Origin of the sequence: Megasphaera sp. DISK 18 (assembly GCF_001682955.1) — a bacterium.
Taxonomy (GTDB): Bacteria; Bacillota; Negativicutes; order Veillonellales; family Megasphaeraceae; genus Megasphaera; species Megasphaera massiliensis.
On record NZ_LUGJ01000017.1, the window covers coordinates 52942 to 72663 of the forward strand.

The window sequence follows — 19722 nt, forward strand, 5'->3', positions numbered from 1 at the left end:
TCGTCTCCTTTCGCATCTTAGAGAGTATCGTTTCACACCGCCCCATCGTCCCCTGTAGTGGCGCCGTATCACAAGGGTCACGGACGGGCAGCCGTCCACGCACGAACCGTTTTGTTTTAACCCGCGCTTCTTGAAGGCTATGGCCCGGCAGGAGGGGCTCTCTCACGATCTTTTCTTTATTGTACATCATATTATTTTCTTTGTATAATATATATTCACTTAACAATTATATAGTTAAAGGCTATTTAAGCCATAAAAATAACCTATAATCCAGTCTCCCGCATAATACATACACAAAGGGCGTCCCGAAAAGTTCCGGGACGCCTCGTGTACTCATACATCATTGATACAAGAAAATCCGTCTATTTTACTAAATCAAGAGCCTGTTTAAGATCGGCAATGATGTCTTCCGGATCTTCAAGGCCTACGGAAAGGCGAACCAATCCTTCACTGATGCCGGCAGCTTTTAATTCGTCCGGAGTATACGTCGAGTGGGTCATAGAGGCTGCGTGTTCAATGAGCGTTTCCGCATCACCGAGGGATACGGCCAAGCTGCACAGTTTGACGTTATTCATGACAACGGCCCCTTCTTCCTTGCCGCCTTTCAATTCAAAGGAAATCATACCGCCGGGAAGACTCATCTGTTTTTTAGCCAGTTCGTACTGGGGGAAGCTCTTAAGCCCCGGATAGGCAACACTCTTTACGGCCGGATGGGTTTCCAGGAATTCAGCGACCTTCATGGCATTGGACGAGTGTTTTTCCATGCGCAGGGCCAAGGTCTTCATGCCGCGGGAAATGAGGAAGGCGTCAAAAGGACTGAGGACGGCACCGGTCATGTCTTTGAGACCGAAGAGTCGGACGTTGGTGATGTAGTCCAGTTTCCCTACGACGAAGCCGGCAATGACGTCACCGTGCCCGTTCAAATACTTCGTTGCCGAGTGAACGACGACGTCGGCACCGAGGGACAGCGGCTTTTGGATATACGGCGAGCAGAAAGTATTATCGACGACGACCGTAATGTCTCCCATTTCATGGGCGATCTTGCTGATGCTTTCAATATCGGAAATCTTTAACGTCGGGTTGGCCGGCGTTTCCAAGTAGACGACGCGGGTATTCGGTTTAATGGCTTTTTTAACGGCGTCGAGGTCAGTAATGTCGACAAAGGATACGTCTACGCCGTAACGGGTCATGCCATGATTCAGCAGGGCGAAGGTGCAGCCGTAGAGGGTATCCCCGGCAACGACGTGATCGCCGGCACGGAGGAGCGTCCAAAGAGCCGACGAGATGGCGCCCATACCCGATCCCATGGAGCAGCAGGCTTCGCCGCCTTCAAGCATGGCCACTTTTTCTTCGACCTGTGTATTCGACGGATTGCCGAGGCGGGAATAGATATAGCCCGGTTCCTGGAGGGCAAAGCGATTGCCGCCTTGTTCGGCCGAATCAAAAATAAAGGTGGATGTTTGATAAATCGGATTGGTGAGCGCTCCGAATTCATTTTTCATGGCACCGGCATGAATGGCCTGTGTCGCAAAACCCATTTTTTTCAGCAGTTCTTTTTCCATGATGATGTCCTCCTTTAAGGTATGTCAAATAATAAGGATATATGACTGTTTCCATTGGCAAACCGTGTTTTATCAAATCTTTGCAGTTCCGATTTTTATGCCATTATATCTCTTCATTTTTAGTGTACCATAAGCCTCTTAGCCTGTATAATACGTATCTTCCGAAGGATTTTCATAGTTTCCGGCTATGCATGGAAAAAGAATTTTAAGTCCCTTTTTTATCGAGAAATCTTTGCATTTTTCTCTATGTTATTCCGCGTATTTGATGTATAATATAGAAGATACACGTTGTTTACATTGTTTACATCGTTTTTACACTAGAGATAGAGAGGGTAGATCGAATCCATGTACTTCGCAATGAATGCACTTAAAAAATGGCGACACAGACTGCTTCGTCTGTTCCTTGTCTTTGCCATCATCTACATCGCCTGTTTTCAATGGCAGTTCATCGTGTCCCTGGGAATGGGGCCTGACAACATTGCCGACATGACTTTTGGTCTGTTTCCGGGCGTCACTGCCGTCGTCTTGTCACTGGCATTTTACTGGAAGCATCTGTCCGTGCAGAACGTGCTGCCGCCGGCCCTCATCGGCCTCGGGTGGATCGTGACCGGTCCCTATCTCAGCTACGTGTCACTGATAAATACCAACACGATTTATTTAAATAACATTTACGACATCTATGTCGGGCTTTACTTCTTTGCCATCTTCTTCTGCCTGAACATGCTCATCAAGCAGTACGTACCGCGAAAATTAGGGTCCCTCATCATGACCGTCGTCCAGCTCGTCGGCGTCTTTCTCATCCTGCTCCAATGGGCTTACTATGCCTTGTACCACTCATCGATTACGACGTCGGGCGCCCTGCTCATCTTTCAGACCGGACCGGCAGAAACCCTGGAATACTTCCAGTCCCTGGGTGTTACCAAAATCATCACCATTGCCGTCAGCCTGATTGCCCTTCTCAGCGCCTTGTTCCTGTTGAATTATCGCCAAGACGTCCTGCCCCGAACGGAAACGTACCGCAAATTGATTCCGGTTTTATCGGTACTGTTCATCATCGCCCCGTCTATCGTCGCCTTAGGGGAAGAAATCCTGCCGGAATCCTTCCCGGTCCGAACCTTTTTAGACACTCACGACTACATGGAGCGCTCGGCCTTATATGCCGAGAATCATGATGATAAATACGCCAATTTACAGGCCGTCCAACTGAACCCGGCAGACTATCCCAATACGGTCGTCGTCGTCATCGGCGAATCGGAAACGCGAACCTTGATGAACGCTTACAACCCCGATCACGTCCCCAATACGCCGTGGTTGACCGCCATGAAGGCCAATCCCGACTTCACCTTGTTCACTAACGCCTACAGCAGTGTTTGGTATACCGTCCCGGTTCTTGAACACGCCTTGACCGAGTCGAACTTCTACAATAACAAACCCTTCAACGAATCGATTTCCATCATTGACATGGCCAAAAAGGCCGGCTATAAGACGTATTGGTTCAGCAATCAGGGTTCGGTCGGCGTCGCCGATACCCCCATTACCTTAGTCGCCAATACGGCCGACGTCTCAGAATGGGTCGACCGCGATTTAAAGGAATCGACACAGGACGGCGCCCTCTTACAATTCCTCAAGCGGGTCAATCCGAAGGAAAAGAATTTCGTCGTCCTCCATCTCATGGGCAGCCACATCGAATATCGCAACCGCTACCCTAAAGAATTCCAGAAATTTGACGACGGCCATCTGAACCGTGCCGCCGACTTCGACAATACCGTGCTTTATACGGACTGGGTTCTCTCGCAGATTTTTGACTACGCCCGGGAAAACCTCAACCTCGACGCCATGGTCTACTTCTCAGATCACGGCAGTGATCCCGACGTCGCCCGCCAGCCGGACAGCGCCAGCTTCAAGGTCCTGCGCATCCCCATGTTCGTCTATCTGTCCGACGGTTACAAGGAGCGCAATCCTGAAGTCGTCTCGGCCGTCAAAGCCAACAAAGACAAGTTCTTTACCAATGACTTGGAATACGAATTCATCTGCGGCATCCTCAACATGCAGTCCCCCAATTACGATCCGACCATGTCCATCGCCTCGTCAAAGTGGAAGATGGAGCGTAAGGATCTTCGGACCCGCTTTGGGCAGACGAGCCTTTTAGAAGATACTGAATATTGACCAAAAGGACTATCATCAGATAGTCCTTTTTTTCATGCCTGGAATCGGTCCCGGGCTATGAGGCCCCGGCCGATTGGGGTATAATAAAGTTGACTCTAATTATCCATCCCAGAAAAGGAGGTAATCACGATGGAACACGTCTGTGCAGCAGCCGGATTCTTTCCCCATCCGCCTATCATGCTGCCCGAAATAGGCGGCCCTGAATTGTCAAAAATGGCCGCCACCGTCGAGGCTGTCGAAGCGGCTTCGGCACTGATTGTCAGTCAAAAACCGGAAACACTGGTCATCTTATCGCCCCACAATTACGTATTTCCCGACGGAGCCGCTATCATCGCCGCGCCGCGCCTCTACGGCAACCTGGCCGTCTTCGGCTATCCGGAGCTTTCGATGGATGTTCGGACCGATATGGACCTTGCCGAAGAAATTGTCAACAAGGCCAGTCAACAGACCGATATCTATCGCCTCGACGCCGCCTGGAGCGATCGCTTCGGCCATCCTCTCAGCGTCGACCAAGGCACCTTCGTCCCCTTATATTACCTTCGTAAAGCCGGCTTCACCGGGCCTATCGTCATCATGGCTCCCCGATTTGACGATTACGACAGTATGACCCGCTTAGGCGACATCGTCATAAAGGCCGCCAAAACCCTTGGCCGGCGCATTGCCGTCATCGCCTCCGGCGATCTGTCCCACCGCCTGCTTCAAGGCTCGCCCAATGGCTACACGCCAAACGGGGCCGTCTTCGACAAGCTGGTCATGGAAGCTCTGCTCAAACAAAATCCCTCAGGACTCACCGACCTCAGCCGCAGTTTCATCGACGAAATCGCCACCTGCGGCCTGCCTTCCGTCTACTTTTTGTTCGGTACCCTGCGTCACTTCCGTCCGGTCATGCCGGTCTATGCCTATGAGGCTCCCTTTGGCGTCGGCTACGGCGTCGCTCTCTACCTTCCCGAAGGCCAGGAAGACCAGGTCGTAAAACGGGCTCCCTCGGACATACGAGTCCGCTTGGCCCGTGAAAGCATCACCTACTACCTTCAGCATCATGCCTTAATGGCCGTCCCAAAAGACCTGCCGGAAGAACTTCAGGATCAGGCCGGTACCTTCGTATCTCTCCATAAAGGAAGCCGTCTGCGCGGCTGCATCGGTACCTTCCTTCCCATGCATCTGAATACGGCCAGTGAAATCATCCATAATGCCGTCTCAGCGGCCACACGGGATCCGCGTTTCTCACCGGTCAGCTTAGAAGAGCTCGCAGATATCGATATTTCCGTCGACGTCTTAGGGAGGCCGGAGGCCGTCACTTCAGCCAGCGAGCTCAATCCCAAAAAGTACGGCGTCATCGTCATGAGCCATGCCCGTACAGGCCTCCTCCTTCCTGATCTCGAAGGCGTAGACACAGTCGAACAGCAGATCAGCATCGCCAAGGAAAAGGCCGGCATCCCGCCGCAGATACAGCCCGATTTATACCGCTTCACCGTCGACCGTTACAAGTAGGTATCCCCATGGAAGCTGCCTTTTATCACATAGACCGAAGCGGCAAGGCCGTCTGCGGCCTCTGCCCCCATCACTGCCGCATCGAGAAAGGTCGCTGCGGCCGCTGCCAAACGAGGGGCTTCGACGGTACGACCCTTCAGGTCTTAAACTACGGAAAAATCACGAGTCTTGCCTTAGATCCCATCGAAAAGAAGCCCCTCTATCACTTCCACTGCGGATCCCTTATCTTATCCCTCGGTTCCTGGGGCTGTAACTTCACCTGTCCCTTCTGCCAGAACTGGCAGATTTCGCAGCAGCCGGCACCGTCCCAAGACCTGACACCGGGAGAGGCCGTCGCCTTAGCCGAAAAATACGTGCCACAGGGCAATATCGGCCTGGCCTACACCTATAATGAACCGACCCTCAGCTATGAATTTATAATCCAAACAGCGACGCTGCTTAAGAAACGAGGCCTGTTCAACGTCATGGTCAGCAATGGCTATATCGAAAGAAAGCCCCTCGAAGGGCTTCTCCCCTATATCGACGCCTGGAACATCGACCTCAAAGGCTTTTCCGAAGAGTTCTACCGCTCCCAGTGCAGCGCCTCCTTGCAGCCCGTCTTAAATACGATTACCGCTGCCGCCGTCAGCCACGTCGAAGTGACGACCTTAATCATTCCCGGAAAAAACGACGATGAAGACCAAATGGACCATGAAGCCCGCTGGCTGGCAGGACTTCGTCCGGATATTCCCCTCCATCTGACTCGCTACTTTCCCCGCTATCGGGATACGACGCCGATGACACCGGTCGATACCCTTCACCGGTTAGCAGCCGTTGCCAAAAAGCATCTGCACCACGTCTATATCGGAAACGTATGACCGATTTGCCAACGTTATGCCCGATTGTTTTAACTTTAATCTTGCATGCCGTGTTTATCATGATATAATAAGTTACAACTTGATATTAATTTTAAAAAAGAAGTGGTGATAGGCAATGGCATTAAAAGAATTTACTTTCAGTATTGGTGAAACGACACAGACCGTCAAACTGCCGGAAGAACATATTTCCGACGTCATGGAAGGAAAGCACGTCCCCGCCGTCGACGTCAAAGAAGCGACGATTGACTGCATGCGCCACCCCATCGGCAGCGCTCCGCTGGCCGAAAAGGTACAGCCCGGTGATAAAGTCTGCCTGGTCGTCGCCGACATTACGCGCACCTGGAATCATTCCAACCAATTTCTCATCTACGTCATCGATGAATTAAACTTGGCCGGCATTCCCGACGACGACATCTATATCGTCTTTTCCCAAGGTTCCCACCGGGCACAGACGCCGGAAGAAGACGTCGCCGTCTGCGGTCAGGAAGTCATCGACCGCATCAAGACTTATCAGCACGACTGCATGGATCCGACCCTCGTCGACTGCGGGACGACCAAGCTCGGCACGCCGCTCAAACTGAATAAACACGTCGTCGATGCCGACAAGGTCATCATCATCGACGGCATTACGACCCACCTCTTCGCCGGTTTCGGCGGCGGCCGCAAGCTCATCCTGCCCGGCGTATCCGGCTTCGAAACGATTCAACGCAATCACTGCCATGCCTTGGCCGACGAATTCGGTCACGGTGTCAATCCCAAGACCCGGGCCCTCATGATTGAAAACAATCCTTTGAACGATGACATGGTCGAAGCCTGCAGCAAGATCAATCCCTGCTTCCTCGTCCATTCCATCATCAATGCCGACGGCGAAATCTGCCGCATGGTCGGCGGCGATTGGTATGAAGCCTGGCATGCCGGAACGCAGGCCGTCCTCGACATCCAGCGCGTCCCCATGAAGCAAAAAACGGATGTCGTCTTCGCCTGCGCCGGCGGATATCCCAGTGACGTCAGCCTCTACCAGGGCAGCAAATGCTATGACCCGGCTGAAATGGCCGTCAAGGAAGGGGGCATCATCATCGCCATCATGGAAGCCCGCGACATCAAAGAACCGGCCATCTACCTCGACAGCTTCAAATACGATACGATGGAAGAAATGGAAACGGCCCTCAGAGCTCACTTTACCATCCCCTTCTTCGTCGCCTTCAACCTGTTCTGCCTGGCCCATAAAAACACAGTCATCCTGGTCACCCTGCCGCGAAACTTCAAGGACATCCGCCGGACCGGCCAAATCCCGGCAGCTACCGTCGAAGAAGCGTGGAATCTGGCCCAACAGAAGTTAAAGGAACAAGGTAAGGAAGACTATACGATCAACGTCATGCCCCACTGCACCAAAATCGTCCCGATCTTACAGGGATAACGGAGCAAATCTATTCGTTCTATTTATGTCCATTCTTAGATATATTCTAAAATAACATAACTTACTTACGTTTATATCATGACAATCATGAAATTCTATGCTATAATATAGCCAAGAAATGCAAAAGGAATAACACGCAAATCGATTCCTTGCAAGTGCATTAGAAAGGGGTGAGTCCAGTGGAAGTAGAGAAGGTCGAACATGCCGCTGGCGGCAAGGGGTTCATCTTGAAGAGACAGCTTCTGAGCGCCACCGAACTGCGAGGAGACGTTGGTATGTTCGCAGAAATCACCTTGAAACCTGGATGTTCTATAGGTTACCATGCTCACAATGACGACGCAGAAGCATATTATATCCTTTCCGGTGAGGGACAATATGACGACAACGGAGTAATCCGGACCGTTAAACGAGGAGACGTTACATACACATCAGACGGTAAGGGTCACGGCTTGGAAAACAAAAGCGATACAGACTTAGTTTTCATTGCGTTGATCATGAACAACTAAATAATGTCTATAGGATTAACACGAGTTCGTCGATGAACATGATGTATTAACTTATCTTGATCTAAAGTGCTTCGAACTTTTCGAATGGGTGTGATGTGTTTCAAATAGGTTAGTCTAAGTATCTGGTTGTAACGAACGATGACTGTTTTAACGTTTTGAGTTTTAGCGAAAGCAGAATCAAACACTAAATGAATATGAATCCTATAACGTAAGGATCGGTATACATATGTCGCTTGTGTGCCGATCCTTTTACGTGTCTTTTTTTACAATGTGAACGCCTCTTTCATTGACAGAATGCCTGCCCTCTTCTATAATATACTGAAACGGTAGTTTATTACTGCCGTCCATATTTCTCAAAGGGGGAAGATACTCATGTCAAATGAATCACGAGACGGAGTACAAGAACAAGCCCGGGAAGCGATGCGCAACAATCGCAATCGCCATCAGGGCCGTCAATTCATCTTATGGATCGGGGCCTTAATCCTCGGCGCCATCTTAGGCTGGCTTGGTATTCCGGTATTGAACCAATTATTCGATTTCATCGCAACGGTTTTCACGCGCTTATTCCAGTTCATCGCTATACCGACCATCGCCTTAGCCGTCATTACAACCTTATCGGCACTGGGTGCTAAAAAAGAAACGGGGCGCATCTTTGCCCACGCCGTCACCTACACCCTGCTGACAACGATTTGTGCCGCCGCCATCGGTCTGGCACTCTACATCTGGATTGCTCCTGGCAATCTGCCTATGGAACTGATCAGTTCCGGTGTTTCCAGCGTTCCGCAGAAACTCGAGTCGGTCACCTACTACGACCATTTCCTGTCGGTTATTCCGAATAATATACTCCAGCCCTTCTTATCGGGCAACGTCCTTTCGGTCATGCTCATCGCAGCCGCTGTCGGCCTTGCCTTAGCCTTCATGCCCAAGACCGAAAATCGTGCCGTCCTGCTCAAAGGCCTCTTAGGCCTGCAGGAAGTCCTTTTCGCCCTCATTCGGGCCCTGCTTTGGATCTTACCGCTCGGCATCCTGGCCTTCTCGGCTCAGCTGGCAGCTCAGATTGAAGCCGGTATCATCGTCAGCGCTTTGGGGAAATATACCTTGGTCATCCTCGGCGGCAACCTCATTCAGTTCTTCATCGTCCTGCCGATTTTCTTGGCCATTCGCGGCTTGAATCCGCTCTACGTCTTCCGCAAAATGGCTCCGGCTATCGCCGTCGCCTTGTTCACCAAGAGCTCTGCCGGCACCCTGCCGGTTACCCTGGCCTCGGCTGAACAGCGCCTTAACGTTCATCCTCAGGTATCGCGCTTCGTACTTCCGATTTGCACGACCATCAACATGAACGGCTGCGCAGCCTTCATCTTGGTCACGTCCCTCTTCCTCATGCAAAACGGCGGTACGGAATTGACCATGGGCACGATGATTGCCTGGCTCTTCATCGCCGTCCTGGCAGCTATCGGCAATGCCGGTGTTCCCATGGGCTGCTACTTCCTGACCCTGTCCCTCATGTCCAGTATCGGTGCTCCTATCGGCATCATGGGCATCATCCTGCCGATCTATACCATCATCGATATGGTAGAAACGGCGGAAAACGTTTGGTCTGACGCAGCTGTCTGCGCCATGACCGACCATGACCTGGCACATACTCTCGATGCCGAAGCCAAAGAAAGCGTCGTCGCCGGTCACTAAAATCTTTTAAAAAGCTTATGATGTACCTAAAAAGGGAGGCTGACCTGATAGCCATCGCTATCGGCCAGCCTCCCTTTTAATGTATCTTCATGAAAGGAGACGTTCGAAGAAGCCCGTCTTAACGGAACAAACCGCCGGAAATGACGAGTTTTTGAATTTCATTAGTGCCTTCGTAAATCTGGGTGATCTTGGCATCGCGCATCATGCGTTCGACATGGTATTCTTTCATGTAACCGTTGCCGCCCAGCATCTGAACGCATTCCGTCGTCACTTTCATGGCAACGTCGGTGCAGGTCAGTTTCGCAACAGCCGCATCTGTCGTGTACGGTTTCCCTGCTTCTTTGAGGCAGGCTGCCTTATAAAGAACCAGGCGTGCCTTTTCAATATCGGCGTAGAGTTCAGCCATCTTGAAGGCCAGATACTGCTGTTTATACAGCGGTTTGCCGAACTGTTCACGTTTCTTCAGGTAGTCGATGGCAATGTCAAAGGCCCCTTCTGCCAGGCCCAGGGCCTGAGCGCCGACGCCGATACGGCCGCCGTCGAGAGTCTTCATGGCCAGTTTAAAGCCTTCGCCCGGTTTGGCAATCATCCGGTCTGCCGAAACGCGAACGTTTGATAAGACCATTTCCGAAACCTGAGCCGAGCGGATGCCCATTTTATTTTCCAGTTTGCCGACATGGAAGCCTTCCATCCCTTTTTCCAAGACGAAGGCGCACATGCCCTTGATGCCGATAGCCGGATCGGTCAAAGCGTAGACGACGGTATAGTCGGCAATGGGACCGTTGGTATTAAAAATCTTAGTACCGTTTAAGATATAGTCGTCGCCGTCTTTAGTAGCAATCGTCTGCTGACCGGCAGCGTCAGAACCGGCCGTCGCTTCCGTCAGTCCAAAGGAGCCGATGGCCTGGCCCGATGCGATGGGGGATAAAAAGCGTTTTTTCTGTTCATCCGTCGCCGAAGAATACATGACACTGCCGCCGTAAAGGGACGTATTGACCGAAAAGCCGATGCCAAAGGAAGAATCTACTTTGGAAACTTCTTCAACAGCCAGGATATACGGAAGATAACCGACATCGCTGCCGCCGAATTCTGTCGGATAGCAGAGACCGAACATGCCCATCCTGCCAAATTCTTTAAAAGCTTCCAACGGAAATTCCGAAGCTTCATCGCGTTCTACAACGCCGGGCAATAACCGTTTAGCCGTAAAATCGCGTACTTGGTCGACAATTTGCTGCTGTTGTTTCGTGAGTTCAAAATCCATGATCGTCACTCCTTCTGTTGAAATGGAAATATCCATATAGCGTGCATTAACATTAGTTATATAAATATTTCGTTACAAGAAATATCTTGCCTACATATTATCATGGGAAATCGACAAAGTCAACGAAGTGCCAAATTTATCATAGACAGACTATTTTTATGCCAATTTGTAATAAATAAGTATTCTTCATAAAAAAAGATCTGAACCACAGTGACGAACTGTCATTCAGATCTTTATGTAAATTCCTATATGGCCTAATTATGAGCGGCTGCGCATGACCGCTTCCTTCATTTTCTTCACATAGTCATAGATTGGTTTTTCTGCATGGTCCCCGTATTTAGCAATCAGTTTGACGATGGCACTGCCAACGATGACCCCGTCGGCGTCACGGCCAATGGCTTCAGCCTGTTCGGTCGTATTGATACCGAAGCCGACGGCACAGGGAACGTCGGTCACAGCTTTGGCCGTATCGATGATGTCTTTGAGGTTGGTCTTGATTTCCGTCCGTGTTCCGGTTACGCCTAAGGAGGATACGATGTATAAAAAGCCTTCCCCGGCCTTGGCAATGGTCTGGATCCGGTCTTTTGAGGTCGGAGCAATCATGGAAATGATATCGATACCATGAGCCTTGGCAGCGGCTGCACATTCGCCCCGTTCTTCAAAGGGCATATCCGGGATAATGATGCCATCGAGGCCCGCATCTTCACAACGAGTGAAGAAGGCATCGGCCCCATAATGGAAGACGGGATTAAGGTAAGTCAGAAAAACCAAGGGAATCTGCGAATCCTTCCGGACGCGCTTCACGAGATCAAAGACGTCGTCGATGCGCGTCCCTTGTTTCAAGGCCCGCAAGTCCGCTTCCTGGATGACGATGCCTTCAGCAATGGGATCGGAAAAGGGAATTCCGATTTCAATCAAGTCGGCACCGGCTTTTTCCATGGTCATAATGTATTCATAGGTCTTTTCCAACGACGGGTCACCTGCCGTCAAAAATCCGATAAAGGCTTTTCCCTTTTTAAAAGCCTGGCCAATCTTACTCATGTAAATCCCTCCCCTTATATCTTGCAATGGCAGCGACGTCTTTATCGCCGCGGCCGGACAAGCAGACGATGATGCTGTCTTCAGGACTCATCGTCGGTGCCAGCTGCATGGCTTCATAGACGGCGTGGGCGCTTTCAATGGCGCAGATGATGCCTTCTGTGCGGGCCAAATATTCAAAGGCTTCAACGGCTTCATCATCTTTGACCGGAATGTACTGAGCCCGACCCGTTTCATTTAAGTAGGCGTGTTCCGGCCCGATACCGGGATAGTCGAGGCCGGCCGAAATGGAATAGACTTCGTCGATCTGGCCGTCTTCGTTCTGGCAAAAAATCGATTTCATGCCGTGAAAGATTCCCACTTCCCCCTTGGCAATCGTCGCCGCATGGAGTTTGGTATCGATGCCCTTGCCGGCAGCTTCGCAGCCGATGAGACGGACATCTTTATCGTCGATGAAGTGGTAGAACATACCCATGGCATTGCTTCCTCCGCCGACGCAGGCCAAGACCGCTGCCGGTAATTTCCCTTCCTTGTCGAGGATCTGCTGACGCGCTTCCTTACTAATAACGGCCTGGAAATCGCGAACCATCATCGGGAAAGGATGAGGCCCCATGGTCGAGCCGATGACGTAATGAGTATCATCGACACGGCTGACCCATTCTCGCATGGCTTCGTTGACGGCGTCTTTAAGGACCCGTGACCCGGAGGTGACGGCGTGGACCTTAGCCCCCAACAGTTCCATCCGATAGACGTTCAAGGCCTGGCGAATCGTATCTTCTTCGCCCATGAAGACTTCGCATTCAAGGCCTAAAAAGGCAGCTGCCGTTGCCGTTGCTACGCCGTGCTGACCGGCGCCGGTTTCAGCGATGACACGGGTCTTGCCCATCTTTTTAGCCAACAGGCACTGACCTAAGGCATTGTTGATTTTATGGGCCCCTGTGTGGTTCAAATCTTCACGCTTCAAATAGACTTTCGCACCGCCCAAATCTTTCGTCATCCGTTCGGCATAGTAAAGGAGTGACGGCCGATTGGCATAGTTATCAAGGAGTTCTTTTAATTCTGCCTGAAAGGCCGGGTCATGTTTATAATGGTCGTAGGCTTTTTCCAAGCGCTGAATTTCATTCATCAGCGTTTCCGGTATATACTGGCCGCCAAAGGAGCCGAATCTTCCTGTACTCATCTGTTTACCTCCTGTAAACACCTAATATTGTCATAAATAAAGTCATCTTTTCTCTGTCCTTCACCCCATCCGTTTCGATGCCGCTGCTAACGTCGAGGGCATAGGGCTGAAGGGCTGCTGCTTGAGCTGCATTCTGCGGCGTAAGGCCGCCGGCTAAAAAGTACGGTCGGCCAATGCCTTTCAGCAAGGACCAATCAAAGGCTTTCCCCGTACCGCCCTTTCCCTGATCGAGGAGGATATAGTCGGCACGGCTCTCCAAGGCTCGCGTTACGTCGTCTTGATTGGCAATAGAAAAAGCCTTGATGACAGGAACGCCTAAATCCGTCTGTATCTGCTGTACGAAAGCTTCATCTTCCTGACCGTGGAGCTGGACAAGCTGGATGACGCCTTTTTTTACTAACGACGCCATATGCTGCAGCTCATCGTCGACAAAGACGCCGACAGCCGGGATGGACGGATTCAATTCCCTGCGAAGTTCTGCTGCCAGCTCATCAGAAACGCGTCGCTTCGTACCGGCGAAGACGAAGCCGGCATAGTCGGGGTGGAGTTCATTGGCCCAAACGATGTCGCAAGGCCGCTTGAGGCCGCAGAACTTTACCTTAACCACGAGTTCCGGCGGCAAGTTCCGCTAAGGCCGCCTTCTTATCGGGACTTCGCATCAGCGTCTCGCCGATGAGGACGGCGTCTGCGCCATGGTCATAGAGGCTTTTCGTATGCTCTCCCGTCTTGATGCCGCTTTCGGCAACAAAGAGAATATCGTCCGGTACCAGCGTTCTCAGACGGAAGCTCGTGTCGAGAGAGACCGTAAAGTCTTTTAAATTCCGATTGTTGACGCCGATGATGCGGGCACCGGCCTTGATGGCCCGAAGGACCTCCGTTTCGTCGTGAGCTTCAACCAAGGCCGAAAGGCCCAGAGAATCGGCAAGTTCAAAGAAGCATTTCAATCGTTCATCATCGAGAATGGCACAAATCAAAAGGACGGCCGAAGCTCCGAGGGCCCGGGCTTCATAGATCTGATACTCATCGATGATGAAATCTTTGCGAAGGACCGGCGTCTGAACCGCCCCGGCAATATCCTGTAAATACTTGGGACTTCCTAAGAAGTAATCCCGTTCAGTCAATACGGAAATAGCCGCCGCACCGGCCTGTTCATATTCCCTCGCAATGGCTTCATAGGGAAAATCAGGAGCAATCAGTCCTTTTGAAGGCGAGGCTTTCTTGACTTCACAAATGAAGGAAAGCCCCTTCTGTTTCAGGTTATGTTCAAAGGGGAACCCCTCTTTTTTCGGAGCTGCCAAGGCCCGTTTTTTCATCTCCGATAAGGAAACTTGTGTCTTATCCTCTACCAGCCTTTTTGCAACAGCTGCCGTTAAATCATCGAGTATCATGTGCTCACCTTCTTACGAGTTGCTGACAGCAATGCAGCGATTCAGCGTTTCCATAGCCTTGCCGCTGTCGATGAGATCGGCAGCCATTTTGATACCGGCACCGATGGAATCGGCTTTACCGGCAATGAACAAGGCCGTTCCGGCATTCAAGAGGACGGCGTTTCGTTTCGGCCCCTGAACAGTTCCCTTTAGGATGCCTCGCGTGATGTCGGCATTTTCTTCCGGCGTGCCGCCGACGAGGTCTTCCTTCGTTCCCGGCACCATGCCGAAGTCTTCCGGCCGCAGGATAGACGTCCGATAATATCCGTCACGGAGTTCACAAATCGTCGTCGGCCCGTTCGGCGAAATTTCATCGAGTTTTTCCTGGCCGTAGGCGACGATTCCTCGTTTGACGCCAAGGGTCGACAATACTTTCGCCAGGGGTTCGACCAGGTATTCATCGTAAACTCCGAGGAGGATCATCGTCGGCTTAGCCGGACTGGTCAAGGGCCCGAGGATGTTGAATACGGTCCGGAATCCCAGTTCCTTGCGGATGGGTCCGATATACTTCATAGCGGCATGATATTTCTGAGCAAAGAGGAAGCAGAAGTTCGTTTCTTCCAGCATCTTAAGTGCCAGTTCAGGGTCCTGTTCGATATTGAGCCCCAGTGTTTCCAGGCAATCTGCCGTACCGCACAGGGATGAGGCGGCCCGGTTGCCGTGTTTGGCTACTTTAACACCGGCCGAGGCAATAACCATGGCCGACGTCGTCGAAATATTGAAAGAATGGGCACCGTCGCCGCCGGTACCGACGACTTCCAGGACATCCATGCCCGGATGAGGAACGGGCGTTGCCATAGAGCGCATGGCTTCGGCACAGCCTGAAATTTCATCAATCGTTTCTGCCTTGGTGCTCTTCGTCGACAGCGCCGCCAAGAAAGCGGCATTCTGGGTCGGTGTCGTCTTGCCGTTCATGATTTCCAGCATAACTGCCTTTGCTTCGTCATAGGTCAAATCACCTTTATTTACAATCTTGATAATCGCATCTTTAATCATCGTCGTTACCTCCTCGTAATTACTCTATCTATTATAATTTTAAGAAATTTTCGACCATCATCGGTCCCGTCGGCGTCAATATCGATTCCGGGTGGAACTGCAAGCCATATGTAGGATAGTCTTTATGGGCGACGGCCATGATTTCGCCGTCATCGGTCCGAGCCAGGACGCAAAGGTCATCGGGAAGGGTATCGGGATCGAGGGCCAGCGAATGATACCGGCCGACGTCGACCGTTTCGGGAAGTCCTTTAAAGAGGGGATTGTCCCGGTCGAGAGCAGCGACGGATTGTTTGCCGTGCATCAATTCCCCGGCGTAGGTAATGGTGCCGCCGTAGACTTCACAAATAGCCTGATGGCCCAAGCAGACGCCGAGGATAGGGATCTTTCCTTCAAAATAGCGGATAGCCTGTTCACAAATCCCGGCATCCGACGGCCGACCCGGCCCCGGCGAAATGATCAGATGATCCGGATGCAGGCCCTCAAGGGCTTCTACGGTCATTTCATCGTTGCGGATGACTTTAATATCCGGATTCAACTGTCCGATGAGCTGGTAGAGATTATAAGAAAAACTGTCGTAATTATCGATGAGTACAATCATTTGTCAATCCCTCCATTGGCCCGCTGCAGGGCGATGACGACGGCCTTGGCTTTATTCAGGCATTCCTGGTGTTCCTGTTCCGGTACGCTGTCGGCGACGATGCCGGCACCGGAGCAGGCGTAGACGTGATTCCCCTTCTTATAGGCCAGGCGGATGCCGATACAGCAATCCATATTGCCGGTAAAATCGATGTAGCCGACGGCGCCGCCGTAAACGCCGCGCTTATGGCCTTCCAGTTCATCGATGATTTCGCAGGCCCGGATTTTCGGAGCCCCGGACAAGGTGCCGGCCGGTAAGGCCGCGGCAATGGCATCGACGGCAGTCTTATCGTCCCTTATCGTACTGTGTACGGTAGAACCGATATGCATGATATGGGAAAAGCGCAGGACGTTGAGGTAACGTTCGACATGGACGCTGCCAAAGTCACTGATGCGTCCCAAATCGTTTCGGCCTAAGTCGACGAGCATATTGTGCTCTGCCAATTCCTTGGGGTTGTGCAGGAGTTCGTCTTCCAGTTGATTATCTTCTTCCACCGTCTTGCCCCGCGGCCGCGATCCGGCTAAGGGAAAGGTGAAGAGGTCCCGCCCTTCGAGGCGGATCAGCGTTTCCGGAGAAGAACCGGCAAGCTCGATATCGTCGCCGGAGAAGAAGAACATATACGGCGACGGGTTGATCGTCCGCAGCACGCGGTACGTATCGAGGAGGCTGCCTTCGGCTTCAGCCTGAAGGCGATTGGCTAAGACGACTTGGAAGATGTCCCCTTCGCGGATATAATGTTTCCCCTTTTCAACCATTTGGCAGTATTCCTGCTCATTAAAGAGAGGTTTAAAGTCGCTCTTTAACTGAAGGGGCTGGGCCGGTGCCTTCTCGCCATGGCGAATGAGGTCTTCCATACGCTGTAGTTCCAACATAGCCCGATTATAATTTTCTTCTGCCCCGTCGAGGCGAACGTTGACGATGAGGTAAATCTGCTGCTTTAAATTATCGAAGACGATGACCTTGTCAAAGAGCATGAGGTCAAAATCATTAAAACCATCGTCATCAGCGGCCTTGAGTGTCAGTGACGGTTCAGCATATTTAATAAAATCGTAGGAAAAGTAGCCTACCAACCCGCCGGTAAAGGGAGGTAACCCTTCCAGGCGCGGTGCCTTATTGTCGGCTAAAATTTGAGAAATGAACTGTTCCGGATGGTCCGTATGAAGCTGTACTTCAGCCCCGGTCTTGATCGTAACCGTTCCGTCTTTGCAGAACAGGCCCATCTGAGGATCGTATCCTATGAAGGTGTATCGGCCCCAACGCTGAGAATCTTCCATACTTTCCAAGATATAGCAATGAGAGCTGATATGCTTGACCGTTCGCAAGACTTCAATCGGGGTACAACTGTCGGCATACATGCTGACTCCGACAGGAACGACCTTATATTGGCCTTGGTAGGCTTTTACCTGTTCTAAGCTGAGCGTTTCCATACAAACCTCCTAAAAAAATAATCCGTCCATGACAATACGATTTGTCAAGGACGGATTTAAGTTCCGCGGTGCCACCTTGTTTTAGGGGTTGAGCCCTACTCTCGACGGAATACCAACATATTCCCGGTAACTGACGTATACCAACACGTCGCAGGATACTCAGCCTTGCGGCCTTTGACTGCGCCCTCAGCGGTCCATTTAACGAGCTGCGTCGGCCGGCTCTCAGCACCCCGGCTCTCTGTACGTGCACGTCATCGTTTTTACTTCCGCCTCAATGGTTTCATGGACGATGTTCAATTGATGTTTGTATGATACACCGCATGATTTAAACTGTCAAGGTAGTTTTTATATAATTTTTAAGATAATCGTTTTACTTGTGTTTAAGCCCACACTTTTAGGGAGAAATTTCCGTCTTACATCATGGCAATGATCGGCGAGATGATCAAGAGGATACCGGCAAATACGATGAGTACCAGCGAAATTCCCTTATATTTGTGAAGGGCATTGACTTTGTAAACCAAGTACGCCGGGATAAGGCAGGCGATGATACCGAAGATCGGGCCGAGAAGGGTCAGGAGCTTCAAGACCGGTGCATTGAGGACGATGGCGCCCCAAGCAACGGCAACGGCGAAGATGAGGATGCCGAAGCTGACCATTTTCTTATTGATCTTGTCTTCCGGCATGAAGCGGTGCAGGAGATTCATGGCGATACCCTGGCAGGCTTCGCGGAATCCGAGGAACACACTGAAGAAGGCCGTCATAACGGCGAAGACGTTGAGGACCAGGCTGAAGATCTTAACAGCGCTGCCGTCGAAGCCCTTGGCAACGATAGCCAATGCAGAAATGTTCTGGGAATAAGCGAGAACGGCTTGATCGTGACCGAGAGCCAGGTTAAAGGACATGGCATACGAGAAGATCGTAATGAACAAGACGGAGAAAGCGATTTTCATAGCCCGCATGGCTTTGTAGCGAGCGACGTGGATCGATTTGTTATGAGAGCGGTAAGAAATGACCATGGGGCTGATGCTGGGGATAAACAGAATCGAGGTCAAGGTTACAGGCAGCATGGCAATCGTGTTTTTCACGAGGTAGCCTAAATCGGGGAAAACGCCGATATTGGCAATGTTCCAGTGCTGGATCATGATGCCGCCTAAACAGATGACGACTAACAATTTCGTTAAAACCATCAATGTCGAAATCCGGAACAAGAGCTGTTCACCACGGGAAGCGAGAAGGACCATGGCACAGATGATAGCCAGCCCATAAAAAGGATTGTCGGACAGGAGCGTATCGGTGACGCCGAAGGAATAGAGGAAGGATGCACTGTCATTGGTCAGTGCCGTCGAATACATGAAAACACAGATGAGAATACTGAGGAAGTAAAGGATGCCCAGCAGGAAACCCCAGTTTTTGCCGAGGTAGCCGCTGATAACGCTGGGATAGTCTTCACACCGCGGCGAATCGGCCAGGGTATTGATGAACAAACGCTGCAGAAGATAGATGGCCGGATAGGCAATGATTGCGGAAAATAAGTAAACCCATACGCCGACTAGGCCGACCTGAACCGGTAAGAACACGATACCGGCACCGATAGCCATGCCGATACTCATAATAATCCAGCCCCAGTCCGTACTGTCGAACTTGACGGCTGCTTTCCATTGTGCATCTGTCATTCCCGCTTGGCGGGCCAGTGCTGCTGATGAATTCATATCAAAGACCTCCTATGGTGAATAGATTGGATGGATGATGTCCCCTCGACACTTACATTTTATCCCTTGATGCGGCTCTCCTTTCTCAACTTCAGTGTATATACTTTTTACCTATGTCGTTTTTTAACATTTTTCTAAAAACCGTAAATTTTAATGTACACGTCGGGGTTTTACCTTTTACTTAAACGTTCTATTCTATGGTTAAAGTATATCATGAAAGGTATCGGCTGTAAAATATTCATTGTGCAATTTGCATTCATAGTATTTATCTATGGAATAAGTCATTATTCCTTACTTTTTTGTCAGGAAAGCGAGAAATATCCATGAGTTTAAAATGAATCATTATCACCTTACGCCAACTT

General features: G+C 50.9%; 16 protein-coding genes. 6 read left to right on the top strand and 10 right to left on the bottom strand.

Annotation, left to right across the window (positions count from 1 at the left end; all coding sequences use genetic code 11):
* Positions 1 to 362 precede the first annotated feature (362 nt).
* Positions 363 to 1562: a methionine gamma-lyase gene (megL, locus tag A0U42_RS04025; protein WP_065359959.1), complete on the bottom strand. Its 1200-nt coding sequence runs from the start codon at positions 1560 to 1562 to the stop codon at positions 363 to 365.
* Positions 1563 to 1907: 345 nt separating this feature from the next.
* Between megL and A0U42_RS04030 the strand changes: the two genes are divergently transcribed.
* From A0U42_RS04030 to A0U42_RS04055, 6 genes are all read left to right on the top strand, one after another.
* Positions 1908 to 3728: a phosphoethanolamine transferase gene (locus A0U42_RS04030; RefSeq protein ID WP_065359960.1), complete on the top strand. Its 1821-nt coding sequence runs from the start codon at positions 1908 to 1910 to the stop codon at positions 3726 to 3728.
* Positions 3729 to 3857: 129 nt separating this feature from the next.
* Complete coding sequence (amrA, locus tag A0U42_RS04035; RefSeq protein ID WP_065359961.1) at positions 3858 to 5219, top strand: AmmeMemoRadiSam system protein A; 1362 nt, start codon at positions 3858 to 3860, stop codon at positions 5217 to 5219.
* Positions 5220 to 5227: 8 nt separating this feature from the next.
* Positions 5228 to 6076, top strand: coding sequence for an AmmeMemoRadiSam system radical SAM enzyme (gene amrS, locus A0U42_RS04040; RefSeq protein WP_065359962.1), 849 nt, complete (start codon positions 5228 to 5230; stop codon positions 6074 to 6076).
* Positions 6077 to 6191: 115 nt separating this feature from the next.
* Positions 6192 to 7493, top strand: a complete 1302-nt coding sequence (gene larA / locus A0U42_RS04045; protein ID WP_065359963.1) for a nickel-dependent lactate racemase — start codon at positions 6192 to 6194, stop codon at positions 7491 to 7493.
* A gap of 179 nt (positions 7494 to 7672) precedes the next feature.
* Positions 7673 to 7999, top strand: coding sequence for a cupin domain-containing protein (locus A0U42_RS04050; RefSeq protein ID WP_044505405.1), 327 nt, complete (start codon positions 7673 to 7675; stop codon positions 7997 to 7999).
* Positions 8000 to 8371: 372 nt separating this feature from the next.
* Positions 8372 to 9685, top strand: coding sequence for a dicarboxylate/amino acid:cation symporter (locus A0U42_RS04055; protein WP_065359964.1), 1314 nt, complete (start codon positions 8372 to 8374; stop codon positions 9683 to 9685).
* A gap of 118 nt (positions 9686 to 9803) precedes the next feature.
* Here the strand turns inward: A0U42_RS04055 and A0U42_RS04060 are convergent, their stop codons facing one another.
* The 9 genes from A0U42_RS04060 to A0U42_RS04100 all read right to left on the bottom strand — a co-directional run bounded on the left by A0U42_RS04060 (position 9804) and on the right by A0U42_RS04100 (position 19360).
* A complete protein-coding gene (locus tag A0U42_RS04060) occupies positions 9804 to 10946 on the bottom strand; it encodes an acyl-CoA dehydrogenase family protein (RefSeq protein ID WP_065359965.1) in 1143 nt (380 codons plus the stop codon).
* A gap of 258 nt (positions 10947 to 11204) precedes the next feature.
* Positions 11205 to 11987 (bottom strand): tryptophan synthase subunit alpha, encoded by a 783-nt coding sequence (trpA, locus tag A0U42_RS04065; protein WP_065359966.1) that lies wholly within the window; start codon positions 11985 to 11987, stop codon positions 11205 to 11207.
* On the bottom strand, positions 11980 to 13164 hold the full coding sequence (gene trpB / locus A0U42_RS04070; protein WP_065359967.1) for a tryptophan synthase subunit beta: 1185 nt from the start codon (positions 13162 to 13164) through the stop codon (positions 11980 to 11982). Before trpB ends, trpA begins: the two co-directional genes overlap by 8 nt.
* A 4-nt stretch (positions 13165 to 13168) precedes the next feature.
* On the bottom strand, positions 13169 to 13786 hold the full coding sequence (locus tag A0U42_RS04075) for a phosphoribosylanthranilate isomerase (protein WP_255304102.1): 618 nt from the start codon (positions 13784 to 13786) through the stop codon (positions 13169 to 13171).
* Complete coding sequence (gene trpC / locus A0U42_RS04080) at positions 13764 to 14552, bottom strand: indole-3-glycerol phosphate synthase TrpC (RefSeq protein WP_065359968.1); 789 nt, start codon at positions 14550 to 14552, stop codon at positions 13764 to 13766. Before trpC ends, A0U42_RS04075 begins: the two co-directional genes overlap by 23 nt.
* A 12-nt stretch (positions 14553 to 14564) precedes the next feature.
* On the bottom strand, positions 14565 to 15587 hold the full coding sequence (trpD, locus tag A0U42_RS04085) for an anthranilate phosphoribosyltransferase (RefSeq protein ID WP_065359969.1): 1023 nt from the start codon (positions 15585 to 15587) through the stop codon (positions 14565 to 14567).
* Between the two features lie 31 nt (positions 15588 to 15618).
* Entirely contained in the window at positions 15619 to 16185 is a 567-nt protein-coding gene (locus A0U42_RS04090; protein ID WP_065359970.1) for an aminodeoxychorismate/anthranilate synthase component II, read from the bottom strand.
* Positions 16182 to 17651 (bottom strand): anthranilate synthase component I family protein, encoded by a 1470-nt coding sequence (locus tag A0U42_RS04095; RefSeq protein WP_065359971.1) that lies wholly within the window; start codon positions 17649 to 17651, stop codon positions 16182 to 16184. Before A0U42_RS04095 ends, A0U42_RS04090 begins: the two co-directional genes overlap by 4 nt.
* Positions 17652 to 18064: 413 nt before the next feature.
* Positions 18065 to 19360 (bottom strand): amino acid permease, encoded by a 1296-nt coding sequence (locus A0U42_RS04100; RefSeq protein WP_176698845.1) that lies wholly within the window; start codon positions 19358 to 19360, stop codon positions 18065 to 18067.
* Positions 19361 to 19722: the final 362 nt, after the last annotated feature.

What these genes read in the sequence shown, in the direction of transcription:
- A0U42_RS04055 (WP_065359964.1), top strand. Translation starts at nt 8,372, where the DNA reads ATGTCAAATGAATCACGAGACGGAGTACAAGAACAAGCCCGGGAAGCG.
- trpB (WP_065359967.1), bottom strand. Translation starts at nt 13,164, where the DNA reads ATGAGTACAGGAAGATTCGGCTCCTTTGGCGGCCAGTATATACCGGAA.
- trpA (WP_065359966.1), bottom strand. Translation starts at nt 11,987, where the DNA reads ATGAGTAAGATTGGCCAGGCTTTTAAAAAGGGAAAAGCCTTTATCGGA.
- A0U42_RS04090 (WP_065359970.1), bottom strand. Translation starts at nt 16,185, where the DNA reads ATGATTGTACTCATCGATAATTACGACAGTTTTTCTTATAATCTCTAC.
- A0U42_RS04095 (WP_065359971.1), bottom strand. Translation starts at nt 17,651, where the DNA reads ATGGAAACGCTCAGCTTAGAACAGGTAAAAGCCTACCAAGGCCAATAT.
- trpD (WP_065359969.1), bottom strand. Translation starts at nt 15,587, where the DNA reads ATGATTAAAGATGCGATTATCAAGATTGTAAATAAAGGTGATTTGACC.
- A0U42_RS04100 (WP_176698845.1), bottom strand. Translation starts at nt 19,360, where the DNA reads ATGAATTCATCAGCAGCACTGGCCCGCCAAGCGGGAATGACAGATGCA.
- A0U42_RS04030 (WP_065359960.1), top strand. Translation starts at nt 1,908, where the DNA reads ATGTACTTCGCAATGAATGCACTTAAAAAATGGCGACACAGACTGCTT.
- megL (WP_065359959.1), bottom strand. Translation starts at nt 1,562, where the DNA reads ATGGAAAAAGAACTGCTGAAAAAAATGGGTTTTGCGACACAGGCCATT.
- amrA (WP_065359961.1), top strand. Translation starts at nt 3,858, where the DNA reads ATGGAACACGTCTGTGCAGCAGCCGGATTCTTTCCCCATCCGCCTATC.
- larA (WP_065359963.1), top strand. Translation starts at nt 6,192, where the DNA reads ATGGCATTAAAAGAATTTACTTTCAGTATTGGTGAAACGACACAGACC.
- trpC (WP_065359968.1), bottom strand. Translation starts at nt 14,552, where the DNA reads ATGATACTCGATGATTTAACGGCAGCTGTTGCAAAAAGGCTGGTAGAG.
- A0U42_RS04060 (WP_065359965.1), bottom strand. Translation starts at nt 10,946, where the DNA reads ATGGATTTTGAACTCACGAAACAACAGCAGCAAATTGTCGACCAAGTA.
- amrS (WP_065359962.1), top strand. Translation starts at nt 5,228, where the DNA reads ATGGAAGCTGCCTTTTATCACATAGACCGAAGCGGCAAGGCCGTCTGC.